The sequence below is a fragment of the Flavobacterium solisilvae genome, assembly GCF_012911605.1.
GTDB classification, from domain to species: domain Bacteria; phylum Bacteroidota; class Bacteroidia; order Flavobacteriales; family Flavobacteriaceae; genus Flavobacterium; species Flavobacterium solisilvae.
Map to the genome: position 1 here is coordinate 113,275 of NZ_JAAMPT010000208.1, position 11,251 is coordinate 124,525.

Genomic DNA, 11,251 nt, shown 5'->3' on the forward strand with positions numbered 1-11,251 from the left:
TAAATCGGTGTATTTTATTTAATAAAAATTCTTTCATAACCTTCTGGAACACTGTATGGAAAATTAAAACTTTCGTCTACAGCTATTGATTTATATTCAATATCAATATTTGTTTTTTTGTCTCCTTGATTGGCAGAAATTGACATATTTGTTGGTAAAATTAATGAAGCAACATTTTGAAAATTTGGATAACTAACCGTTACCATTCTGTTTTTATCAAATTGAGTAATCTCTTGTTTTTTTAATAAAAATCGTTCTGATTCAAAGGAAAATGCTTTTTCGATGTTGTTGTCTTTAGCAAACAATCGGTATAATTTATCAGCGATTTCTTCCTTATAATTTCCGTTTTCTAGATTGTCCATTGGTTTTCCAAGAAGCATGTTTTGTACTTTTTGAAAATCCAATTCGGTTCCAAGCCATTGACTTAACGATTCATAATTTCCTTCAAAATAAGTTCCGTTAATTACTTCATAATACTTCACTTCATCAGGTGTAATCAAGGCTTTTGCCATTGTTATTCCAAGAAAACGAATGCTTACCAAGATTTTTTCATCCTTTTTTATTCGAATATCAGCCGAAACATTTTGCTTTTGTTTATCATCTTCATATCGAGCCGATGCTTTAATGTATAACGTTTTATAGTCTAATTTATTGTTGTAATGATTTTCAATTATTTTTTTGGCACTTAAAACGTCGTCCGCTTTTCCTTCGGAAAGTACTGCTTTTGATTTACATGAAATCAAAAAAAGAAACACAAGAGCTGGCGCAATTTTCTTTATCATTATCTTTTTTGTTTTTTAATTAAAGCATCTGCTTTAGTGAAATATTGTTCTTTCTTTTTCATGTCGCCCAAACCGTTAAACGCTTCGCCTAGTTGTACATAAAAATTGATCTCCAATGAAGCATCATCAATGATTAAATCTACTCCGGTTTCGAGAAATTCTTTGGCTTTTTTGAAATTACCCAACTGATTATTTCCCAAACCTGCATAGTAATAAAACTCGGGTTGATTAGGAAATAGTTGCGTCAATTCATCAGCCGTTTTAGAAACATTTTCAAATTGTGATAATTCGGTAAATGTTTGTAGCAAAAGTAATTGCGCTTCGATATCATCTTGAGCTGATTTCAAATGCATTTTCAAATATTTCTCCGCTTTGTTCCATTCTTTTTTTAGGTAATAAAACTTGGCAATTTCTTTGGAAACTTTTACATCTTTATCGTCATTAAAGTAACCTATAGCTTTGTCTAAATCGGGTTCAAACTGTGGGTTTTTTTTAGCAAAAATCAAAAACTCGTTTAAAATTCGGTGTTTGATTTTTGAATCAATTTTATCGCTTGGCAAAACGATATTCATCGATTTTACGGCTTTTTCACCATCATTATTATTCAAATGAAATTTGAAAAGACTTACTTGTGCCCAATCGGATGTTGGGATTTCTTTTTCTAATTTTTGAGCGATTTCTAATGCCTTTTCTTCCTGATTGCTTTGTGAATACATATAAATCAAAGCAATATAATTGGATTCTTCTTTCGGATTTTTTTTGATTTTATTCAGCAAATCAACTTTTTCAACACTTTGATATTTAGCATCTTTTAGAATATCGGCTTTGTATAATTCTCGCTTGTCTGATTTTCCGACGGTTTCATTCAACTCGTTTATCAATTGTAAAGCTTTGTCAAACTGCGCTGTTTTCATATATAGAGAAACCAAATCTTCTTTGTATTCGCTCTTGAATTCAACTAGTTTTTGTACCAAAATTATGGCTTGATTGTAATCTTGCGTATCATAACAAACGTCATACATTCCAACCCAAGCCCAACGATTCTTAGGATCGATTTTGGTTACTTTTTCAAAATTATCATAAGCATCTTTGTATTTTTTTTGTGCCAAATAATTTTTGCCTAATTCAAAAAACACAACCGGATTATTAGGTTCCAATGCTAAACATTTTTCTAAAGAAATGATAGCTTTATCATAATTTTCTATTCCTTTTTGCTTCAGCGATTCATAATAATTATCCTGAAATTCACTGGAAACAGTAGCAATATCTTCGGGTTCAGTTTGAGCCAAAAGCGTGTTGGGAATAAAAAATATTCCGAGAAGTAAACCGAAAACAAGAATTTTTTTCATCTATTTATTTTACACGAATTGCACGAATTTGCACGAACTTATTATATTAATGAAATTACACTAACCTTGATATGGTTGTACTTTCTATTCTAAAACGGAATAATCTCCGATGCTTATACTTTTAAAATTGCCATCAAACGCAGCATGATTTCCAATCATAGCATTGTCTAAATTGGCATTTTTAATATGTGCGTGTGTTTGAACCAAACTGTTTTTAATTTTTACATCCGTTAAATGGGTTGCTTTTCCTAGCGAAACATTTGGTCCAACTATAGAATTAATCAACACTACATCATCATCAATAAAACACGGTTCAATAATGGTTGAGTTTTCTATTCTAACGGTTGGAGCAATTAAATTTTCACCATCATTATGTAAAAACCCAAGCATTCTTCCATTAGTTTCTACCGTAACATCTTTGTTTCCGCAATCCATCCATTCATCTACTTTTCCTGGTACAAATTTCATGCCTTTTGCCATCATTTGCTTAATCCCGTCGTTAATTTGGTATTCGCCGCCGTGAATAATGTTGTTGTCCAAAACGGATTGCAGTTCATTTTTCAAAACCGCTACGTCTTTGAAATAGTAAATTCCGATAACCGCCAAATCAGAAACAAATTCCTTTGGTTTTTCTACCAATTCGATTATTTCGCCATTAGCATTTAGATTTACCACACCAAAAGCTTCAGGTTGATCAACTTGTTTTACCCAAATAACGCTATCGGCATTTTGATCTAAATCGAAATCGGCACGAATTAACGTATCGGCATATGCAATAACCGCTGAACCGCTCAAAGAATCTTTGGCACACATAATGGCATGACCTGTTCCAAGTGCTTCGTTTTGATAATAAATGGTTCCTTTTGCACCTAATTTTTCAGCAATGGCAATTAAATCTTCTTCTACTTTTTTACCAAAACTTTCGTGAATGATAAACGCAACTTCTTCTATCGGTTGATTTAAAACGCCTGCGATATCTTCAACCAAACGGTGAACGATTGGTTTTCCTGCAATTGGAATTAATGGTTTTGGTATTGTTAATGTATGTGGTCTTAATCTTGAACCACGACCAGCCATTGGTACTATTATTTTCATATAATTGCCCGCGAATGCGGGTATCTTTTAGGTTAAACTTTATTTTCTTATTTTATTAAAATTGAAATTCCAATTCATACTGATATCCATCCAAGTTGGATTCATATCTTCAATTAAATTTACTTTCCAATCTCTTTTCCATTTTTTTAACTGTTTCTCTCGTTTTGTAGCTTCAAACCCGTTTTCCCATTCTTCAAAATAAATTAATTTATCACAATTGTATCTAGCCGTAAATGAATCTGGATAAACTTTTAGTTTATGCTCTTTAACTCGTTCCATTAAATTATCGGTAACTCCAACATAAATAACACCTTGATGTTTATTTGACATTATATAGACATACCATAATTTCATTTTCTTCTTTATTCCTACAAAGACAGGAAACTTATTTAAAATAATTATTACCATCTCAAAAAGCACTTGAATACTTTCTTGAATTCAACTAATTAATTCTATTCACAAGATTCCTGCCTTCGCAGGAATTCTTACTTTACACCTGTACTTCCAAATCCACCTTCGCCACGAGATGTTTCGGTTAATTCTTGAACTTCAATCCATTCGGCGCGTTCGTGTTTAGCGATTATTAGTTGTGCAATTCGTTCGCCGTTTTCTATAACGAAATCTTCTTGGGATAAATTTACTAAAATCACGCCAATTTCTCCACGATAATCGGCATCGACTGTTCCTGGTGAATTGAGAACGGTAATTCCTTTTTTGGCAGCCAATCCACTTCTTGGTCGAACTTGAGCTTCGTAACCGATTGGTAATTCAATAAAAAGTCCTGTTTTTACAATGGTTCTTTCTAATGATTTCAGCGTTATTGGTTCTTGAATATTAGCGCGTAAATCCATTCCTGCTGAGGCAATGGTTTCGTAGTTGGGTAAATCGTGACTGGATTTATTGATGATTTTTATCTGCATCATTTTCTTTTTAAAATTCGTAAAAGTGTTGCTTTTTCGTTGTGATAAATAAAATATAAAAATAGGGAAAGTAACACTATTTTGACTAAATAATTTTCTCTTAGAACAGGAACATAAAATGAAATAGCGGAAAATAAAATGGTAATTCCTAAGTACTTCAAAATAACATTCATTTCATAAGGAATCGGATACTTTTTTTGTCCCATTTGATAGGAAATAATCATCATTGTTCCATAAGCTGCAATGGTTGCAATAGCTGAACCGATGTAGCTGTATTTTTGGATTAGAATGAAGTTTAAAGCTAAAGTTACCAATGCTCCAACGATGGAAATGTAAGCGCCAACTTTTGTTTTGTCCATCAATTTGTACCAAACGGATAAATTGGTATAAATTCCGAGGAAAAAATTAGCTAAAACAATTAACGGAACGACTTCTAATGCGTACCAATATTCTTCTTTTGGTACTAAAAGGTACTTTAATACATCGACAAAAACGATAACAAACAAGCAAATGAACGAACCAAAAATGACAAAATATTTGGTAATGGTTGCGTAGGTTTGTGGTGCGTTTTCATTGTTAGCATAGCTAAAAAAGAACGGTTCAATCCCCAGTGTATAGGCTGTTCGGAATAAAACCATGAACATTCCAATCTTATAACAAGCCGAATAAGCACCAATATCTGACTTTGAAACGCCTAGTTTTTCTAACAGAATTTTATCTAAATGTTCGTTGATGGCAAAAGCAATTCCGGCAATTAAGATTGGGAAAGCATAACGGAACATTTTTTTCCATAAAACGGAATCAAACTTCCAGCTTATTCTAAAATAATCGGGAGAAAGAATGATAAAGGTTACTAAACTTGAAATTAATCCGGCAACAAAAACATAACCTACTTCAAAATTTTCGTAGTACAACATTTTCAACCATGAATAATTAGGATTTTGAACCCATTTTGGCAAAAAAACTAAAAAGAAAACGTTAAGTAATAGATTTACAGTAACATTAAATATTTTGATAACTGCATATTTCATTGGTCTTTTTTCTGCTCTTAATCGTGAAAACGGAATAATAACCAACGCATCCAAAACCAATATCCAAATAGCATAAGTGATATTTTCTACATTAATATTGGTCCAATCGGCAACGGTTTTTCTAAAAAGTAAACCTATGAATAAAAACGCGATTGACGACCAAAACAAGGAAACCATCGAGGTTGAAATAACTGATTTTTTATCTTCTTCTTTGTTGTAAAACCTAAAAAAAGCGGTTTCCATTCCATAAGCAAGAATGACATTGAAAAAAACCAAATAAGCAAAAATTAATGCTACATCGCCATTCGCAGCTCTATCGGGTAAATATTCTACAAATAAAGGATTGAGAATAAAACTAATTATCCTTGGTAAAACCGTTGCTAATCCGTAGATAGCCGTTTGTTTGAAAAGCGATTTAGATAAACTCAAAGTGTGTTATAATAGAAAGAACAAAAATAGGTATTAAATTGAATGAATAAAAAAAGAGCCAACAAATGTTGACTCTTTTTATTATTTGAAAAACTACCGTTTATCTTATCCGTTCAAAGCTTCTGCTCCACCAACGATTTCAAGGATTTCTCCGGTAATCGCAGCTTGACGTGCTTTGTTATAGGTTAATTTTAATTGATTTCTCAACTCGGTTGCGTTGTCAGTTGCTTTGTGCATTGCCGTCATACGCGCGCCGTGTTCTGCTGCAAATGAATCTCTGATGGCTTTGTATAATTGTGTTTTCAAAGATTTTGGTATCAATGTCAAAACAATTTCTTCTTTTGATGGTTCAAAAATATAATCGCCAGCAGTTGTGTTTTCTGAAACAACTGGTGCCAATGGCAAAAATTGCTCCGTCATTACGATTTGTGTTGCCGCATTTTTAAATTGATTGTAAATGATTTCAATTTTATCATATTCACCAGAAGTGAATTTTGATGTTAATGCTTCAGCAATTTCGGCAACATTATCAAAAGTTAGTTTGTCAAAAACTTCGCTTTGGTTAGCTACAACGTTGTTCGTTTTTCTTAAAACGTCGTTTCCTTTTTTACCAATGGCAAAAATATCTACTTGTTTTCCAGCGTAACTTTCAGCAACAACTTTAGCTTGTTTAATTACGTTTGAATTAAAAGCGCCACACAAACCACGATTTGAAGTAATCACTACAACCAAGACTTTATTTACTTCACGTTGTGCTGTAAATTGTCCGCCTGCATCGCCTTCAAGAGTTGCGCTAACACTTTGTAATAATTCCGTTAATTTTTCGGCATAAGGACGCATTGCTGTAATCGCATCTTGTGCTTTTTTCAACTTTGCTGCAGAAACCATTTTCATCGCCGATGTAATTTGCATCGTTGACTGAACGGAAGTAATTCTATTACGGATTTCCTTTAAGTTTGCCATGTTATTGTATTAAGATTTTAGTATTAAGTACAAAGACATCTTAATTCTTTATACTTAATACTTAATACTTTATTAATTATATTTTGCTGAAATTTCTTTAGCTACTTTTTCTAAAACGTCAGTAATGTTATCATCTAACTTACCTGCTTTTAAAGCATTTAAAGTATCTCTGTGTTTATTGTTCAAGTACTCGATATAATCTTTTTCGAATTCTTTTACCTTGTTCACTGGAACGTTTCTCAACAAGTTTTTAGAACCTGCGTAGATAATTGCAACTTGATTTTCTACTGTAAACGGATCGTTTACTGCTTGCTTCAAGATTTCAACGTTTCTTTTTCCTTTTTCAATTACGTTTAAAGTAACTGCATCAAGGTCAGAACCAAATTTAGCAAACGCTTCCAATTCACGGAATTGCGCTTGGTCTAATTTTAATGTTCCCGAAACTTTTTTCATCGATTTAATTTGAGCGTTTCCTCCAACACGTGATACCGAAATACCTACGTTAATCGCTGGACGAACCCCTGAGTTAAACAAATCACCATCAAGGAAAATCTGTCCGTCAGTAATCGAAATTACGTTTGTTGGAATATAAGCAGAAACGTCACCAGCTTGAGTTTCGATAATTGGTAAAGCTGTTAAAGAACCGCCACCTTTTACGATTGGTTTCAATGAATCTGGTAAATCGTTCATGTTTCTTGCAATATCGTCATCAGCAATTACTTTACAAGCTCTTTCTAATAAACGAGAGTGAAGATAGAAAACGTCTCCAGGATATGCTTCACGTCCTGGTGGTCTTCTTAATAAAAGAGAAACTTCACGGTAAGCTACCGCTTGTTTTGATAAATCATCATAAATAATTAAAGCTGGACGACCTGAGTCACGGAAATACTCTCCAATTGCAGCTCCAGCCATTGGCGCATAAACCTGCATTGGCGCTGGATCAGAAGCATTTGCAGCAACGATAACTGTGTAAGCCATTGCTCCTTTTTCTTCTAATGTTTTAGCAATTCCAGCAACTGTAGACGCTTTTTGACCTACAGCAACATAGATACAAAATACTGGTTGACCAGCATCGTAGAATTCTTTTTGGTTCAAAATGGTATCAATACAAACTGTAGTTTTACCTGTTTGACGGTCACCAATTACCAACTCACGTTGTCCACGACCAACTGGTATCATCGCATCGATTGACTTAATACCTGTTTGTAATGGTTCAGTTACTGGTTGACGGAAGATAACTCCAGGAGCTTTTCTTTCTAATGGCATTTCGTATAAATCACCACCAATTGGACCTTTACCATCTATTGGGTTACCTAATGTATCTACAACACGACCTACAATTCCTTCACCAACTTTTAATGAAGCAATACGTTGTGTTCTTTTTACAGTTGAACCTTCTCTAATTCCAGTAGATGGACCTAAAAGTACAACCCCAACATTGTCTTCTTCTAAGTTCAAAACGATAGCTTCCAATCCGTTTTCGAATTGTACTAACTCACCGTATTGTGCATTGGATAACCCGTAAACACGAGCGATACCATCACCAACTTGAAGAACCGTTCCTACTTCTTCTAATGTAGCTCCAGATTGAAATCCTTCTACTTGTTTCTTTAATATTGCTGAAATTTCAGCAGCTTTAATTTCTGCCATTGTTTGTATATTTAATGGTAATTAATTACTAAATTCTCTTTTTAATTCTTGCAATCTGTTGGCAACAGAAGCATTGTATTGTTTATCGCCTATTCTCAACACAAATCCTCCAATGATTGATGGATCAACAATGTTTTCGATAGTTATTTTCTTGTTTGAAATTTCAGCAATCTTTGCTAAAACTTTAGTTTCCAATTCAGGTGTGATTGGGAAAGCTGTAGTAACTTTTGCAACCTCAATTCCATTCATTTCATCAAAAAGACGATTGAACTGTGAAGCGATTGATTCTAAAATTTCAAATCTTTTGTTCTCTTGTAACAATTTAAAAAGCATTTTTGTCTCTGACTGAACATTGGCAAATACTTCAGACAAAGCGTTCATTTTCACTTCAGAAGAAATGATTGGACTTGACAAAAATTCACTTAGCTCTTGACTACCTGAAACCGAGTCAACGATTGACTTCATGTCATCGTTAACCTGAACGGTTTTTCCAGCAGAAACAGCCGTTTCTAAAATTGCTTTTGCATATCTAATCGCAGCTCTTGACATAACGATTAATTTAATTTTACATCACCTAACATTTTCTCAACCAATTTAGTTTGAGCTTCTTTGTTAGACAATTCGTCTTTTAATAATTTCTCTGCAATTTCTACTGATAAGCTAGAAACTTTAGCTTTTAATTCAGCCATAGCAGCATTTTTTTCACTTTCGATAGCCGCTTTTGCTTGAGAAATCATTTTTTCTCCAGCTACTTGAGCTTCGGTTTTAGCATCGTTAATCATTTTTTCTTTGATTTCTCGAGCTTCTTTAATCATTGTGTCACGCTCTAATCTTGCTTCAGCTAATAATTTCTCATTATCCGATTTAAGATTTTGCATTTCCTTTTTTGCATTTTCTGCAGAAAGCAATGCATTTTTAATTCCTTCTTCTCTTTCGTTTACCGCATCAAGAATTGGTTTCCAAGCGAATTTTTTCAATAAGAATATCAACGCAACGAAGATGACAAGCATCCAGAAAAATAAACCAAGTGAAAATTGTTCTAATAATTTTTCCATTATATATAAATTCTGTTTTAGAAATTTTATTTTAAAAACAACAGTTACAACCAACCGTTGCAACTGTTGTTAATTTATAGATTAAGCAGCGAATAACGCAGCGAAACCAATACCTTCAATCAAAGCAGCAGCAATAAGCATAGCTGTTTGGATTTTTCCAGATGCTTCTGGTTGACGAGCAATAGCGTCCATCGCTGAACCACCAATTTTACCAATACCTAAACCAGCACCGATAACGATCAAACCTGCTCCTACAATAGTTGGAATTTGCATAATGTATATATATTTAATTAAACATTCAATTAATTAATGATGAGCATCATCGTGATGATGTTCTTCATTTGCAGCACCAAAATAAAGTGCTGATAACATAGTGAAAATATATGCCTGTAAAGCGGCAACTAAAATCTCTAATAATGATAACGCAAAAGCAAGTACGAAAGATAAACTACTTCCTAACCAGTTTTTGAAAATAAACATTAATCCAATGATACTCATTAAAACCACGTGTCCAGCAACAATGTTTGCATAAAGACGTATCATCAATGAGAAAGGCTTAATGATTGTTCCTAATAATTCTATTGGAGCTAAAACCAATTTCATTGGTGTTGGAACTCCAGGCATCCAAAAAATATGTCCCCAATAATTTTTATTAGCTGTAAAAGTTGTAATCAAATAAGTTATCAATGCTAAACCTGCAGTAATAGCAATATTTCCCGTAACGTTTACTCCTAGTGGTGTTAATCCGAAAATGTTTAAGAACCAAACGAAGAAGAAAATCGTCAACAAATAACTCATGTATTTTTTATATTTCTTTTCTCCAATGTTTGGAATAGCAATATCATCTCTAATATAAAGAATGATTGGCTCAAAGAAACGACCAGCACCTTTTGCAATTCCGCCATTTTTTGCATACGATTTTGCCAAGCTTGTAAATAACAAGAACATGATTATTGAAACCACCAACATCATGAATACATTTTTAGTGATAGAAAAATCGAATGGCTTTTCATTTGTTGCATGATGATTTTCATCAACAGCAACTTGTTCATCAGCATTGGCTACTTTGTAAATTTTTCCGTGAAATAATCTGTAGTAATTTCCATTGCTTTCCGCAGCACTTTCTCCATGGTGGAATTTTGAAGAAGAAAACAATTGTAAACCATTATCCCAAAGAATTACTGGCAATGGAAAACCAATATGGTGTTCTACTTCTGCATCATCTTTATAAGAAAACAAATGAAAATCATAAGAATCTTGTAAGTGATGATTAATGAATTCTTTAATCTCGGTTTTTAAGTCTTTCGATTCTCCTTCGTGATGTTCTGTTTTTGTTTCAGTAGTAACTGAAGTATGCTCAACAGCAGTTGAATCGATTGTTGGATTTGCAACAGTAACTAATGGTAAAAATGCTACTAAAGCTGCAACTATAAAATGGAGTGGTTTTTTTGAAATCACCATATCTGATTTTATCTAAAGTTTTATTTCTTCAAATTTGGTGCAAAAGTACAATTTTAATTAATATGAAAAAGTATAAGTTTTGTTTTTTTAATTGAATTATCAATTTTTCTTCAATTTATTGCTTATTGTTTAAAATTCTGATGGTTAAAAGTGTTTCTATTGCCAAAAAACAAATAAAAACAATAAAAAAGTTTATTTTCTCTGTCGAATTTTCATCGGTTGTTGTGGCTAAAATTGGTCGCAATAAAAAATAAGCAATTCCCATTTTTACTGATGTTGCTATTAAATAGGTATAACCAACGTAGTCGAGGTTTTTTGTTCTAACGAATAATAGCAAACTCATAATTACTACTGAAAACACAAAAAACATAGAATATAAGTTGGCTATAGAATACGTCCATTTTACCAATTCATGCTTTGGAATAACATTTTCCACCAGAAAAAAATTAATTACAAAAGCAATTATCGAAATAATAAAAAGATGTAAAAAGGTTTTGAAAGTCATTATGGAATTGG

13 protein-coding genes are annotated in these 11,251 nt (G+C 32.9%); all 13 read right to left on the reverse strand.

Annotation, left to right across the window (positions count from 1 at the left end; translation table 11 throughout):
• Positions 1-14 precede the first annotated feature (14 nt).
• The 13 genes from G6042_RS10825 to G6042_RS10885 all read right to left on the reverse strand — a co-directional run bounded on the left by G6042_RS10825 (position 15) and on the right by G6042_RS10885 (position 11,240).
• On the reverse strand, positions 15-782 hold the full coding sequence (locus G6042_RS10825) for a DUF4292 domain-containing protein (RefSeq protein WP_169524454.1): 768 nt from the start codon (positions 780-782) through the stop codon (positions 15-17).
• On the reverse strand, positions 782-2,131 hold the full coding sequence (locus tag G6042_RS10830) for a tetratricopeptide repeat protein (RefSeq protein ID WP_169524455.1): 1,350 nt from the start codon (positions 2,129-2,131) through the stop codon (positions 782-784). Before G6042_RS10830 ends, G6042_RS10825 begins: the two co-directional genes overlap by 1 nt.
• 84 nt (positions 2,132-2,215) lie before the next feature.
• The gene (locus G6042_RS10835) at positions 2,216-3,226 is read right to left on the reverse strand and encodes a sugar nucleotidyltransferase (protein WP_169524456.1); all 1,011 of its coding nucleotides are present in this window, start codon (positions 3,224-3,226) and stop codon (positions 2,216-2,218) included.
• A 39-nt stretch (positions 3,227-3,265) separates the two neighbouring features.
• Positions 3,266-3,580, reverse strand: a complete 315-nt coding sequence (locus tag G6042_RS10840; RefSeq protein WP_169524457.1) for a GIY-YIG nuclease family protein — start codon at positions 3,578-3,580, stop codon at positions 3,266-3,268.
• Positions 3,581-3,711: 131 nt separating this feature from the next.
• Positions 3,712-4,146: a dUTP diphosphatase gene (gene dut / locus G6042_RS10845; protein ID WP_169524724.1), complete on the reverse strand. Its 435-nt coding sequence runs from the start codon at positions 4,144-4,146 to the stop codon at positions 3,712-3,714.
• Positions 4,146-5,606, reverse strand: coding sequence for a lipopolysaccharide biosynthesis protein (locus G6042_RS10850; protein ID WP_169524458.1), 1,461 nt, complete (start codon positions 5,604-5,606; stop codon positions 4,146-4,148). Before G6042_RS10850 ends, dut begins: the two co-directional genes overlap by 1 nt.
• Positions 5,607-5,711: 105 nt before the next feature.
• The gene (gene atpG / locus G6042_RS10855) at positions 5,712-6,569 is read right to left on the reverse strand and encodes an ATP synthase F1 subunit gamma (protein ID WP_169524459.1); all 858 of its coding nucleotides are present in this window, start codon (positions 6,567-6,569) and stop codon (positions 5,712-5,714) included.
• 72 nt (positions 6,570-6,641) lie between these two features.
• Complete coding sequence (gene atpA, locus G6042_RS10860; protein ID WP_169524460.1) at positions 6,642-8,219, reverse strand: F0F1 ATP synthase subunit alpha; 1,578 nt, start codon at positions 8,217-8,219, stop codon at positions 6,642-6,644.
• Between the two features lie 21 nt (positions 8,220-8,240).
• A complete protein-coding gene (gene atpH / locus G6042_RS10865; RefSeq protein WP_169524726.1) occupies positions 8,241-8,774 on the reverse strand; it encodes an ATP synthase F1 subunit delta in 534 nt (177 codons plus the stop codon).
• A complete protein-coding gene (locus G6042_RS10870) occupies positions 8,774-9,274 on the reverse strand; it encodes a F0F1 ATP synthase subunit B (protein ID WP_169524461.1) in 501 nt (166 codons plus the stop codon). The genes atpH and G6042_RS10870 overlap by 1 nt, the downstream gene beginning before the upstream one ends.
• Positions 9,275-9,355: 81 nt before the next feature.
• Complete coding sequence (atpE, locus tag G6042_RS10875; RefSeq protein ID WP_008255642.1) at positions 9,356-9,547, reverse strand: ATP synthase F0 subunit C; 192 nt, start codon at positions 9,545-9,547, stop codon at positions 9,356-9,358.
• Between the two features lie 33 nt (positions 9,548-9,580).
• On the reverse strand, positions 9,581-10,735 hold the full coding sequence (gene atpB, locus G6042_RS10880; protein WP_169524462.1) for a F0F1 ATP synthase subunit A: 1,155 nt from the start codon (positions 10,733-10,735) through the stop codon (positions 9,581-9,583).
• A 115-nt stretch (positions 10,736-10,850) separates the two neighbouring features.
• Positions 10,851-11,240 (reverse strand): DUF6168 family protein, encoded by a 390-nt coding sequence (locus tag G6042_RS10885; protein ID WP_169524463.1) that lies wholly within the window; start codon positions 11,238-11,240, stop codon positions 10,851-10,853.
• Positions 11,241-11,251 lie beyond the last annotated feature (11 nt).

Bases quoted from the DNA above. Each gene is read 5' to 3' on its own strand.
- G6042_RS10825 (WP_169524454.1), bottom strand. From the start codon at position 782: ATGATAAAGAAAATTGCGCCAGCTCTTGTGTTTCTTTTTTTGATTTCA.
- G6042_RS10830 (WP_169524455.1), bottom strand. From the start codon at position 2,131: ATGAAAAAAATTCTTGTTTTCGGTTTACTTCTCGGAATATTTTTTATT.
- G6042_RS10835 (WP_169524456.1), bottom strand. From the start codon at position 3,226: ATGAAAATAATAGTACCAATGGCTGGTCGTGGTTCAAGATTAAGACCA.
- G6042_RS10840 (WP_169524457.1), bottom strand. From the start codon at position 3,580: ATGAAATTATGGTATGTCTATATAATGTCAAATAAACATCAAGGTGTT.
- dut (WP_169524724.1), bottom strand. From the start codon at position 4,146: ATGCAGATAAAAATCATCAATAAATCCAGTCACGATTTACCCAACTAC.
- atpG (WP_169524459.1), bottom strand. From the start codon at position 6,569: ATGGCAAACTTAAAGGAAATCCGTAATAGAATTACTTCCGTTCAGTCA.
- atpA (WP_169524460.1), bottom strand. From the start codon at position 8,219: ATGGCAGAAATTAAAGCTGCTGAAATTTCAGCAATATTAAAGAAACAA.
- G6042_RS10870 (WP_169524461.1), bottom strand. From the start codon at position 9,274: ATGGAAAAATTATTAGAACAATTTTCACTTGGTTTATTTTTCTGGATG.
- atpE (WP_008255642.1), bottom strand. From the start codon at position 9,547: ATGCAAATTCCAACTATTGTAGGAGCAGGTTTGATCGTTATCGGTGCT.
- atpB (WP_169524462.1), bottom strand. From the start codon at position 10,735: ATGGTGATTTCAAAAAAACCACTCCATTTTATAGTTGCAGCTTTAGTA.
- G6042_RS10885 (WP_169524463.1), bottom strand. From the start codon at position 11,240: ATGACTTTCAAAACCTTTTTACATCTTTTTATTATTTCGATAATTGCT.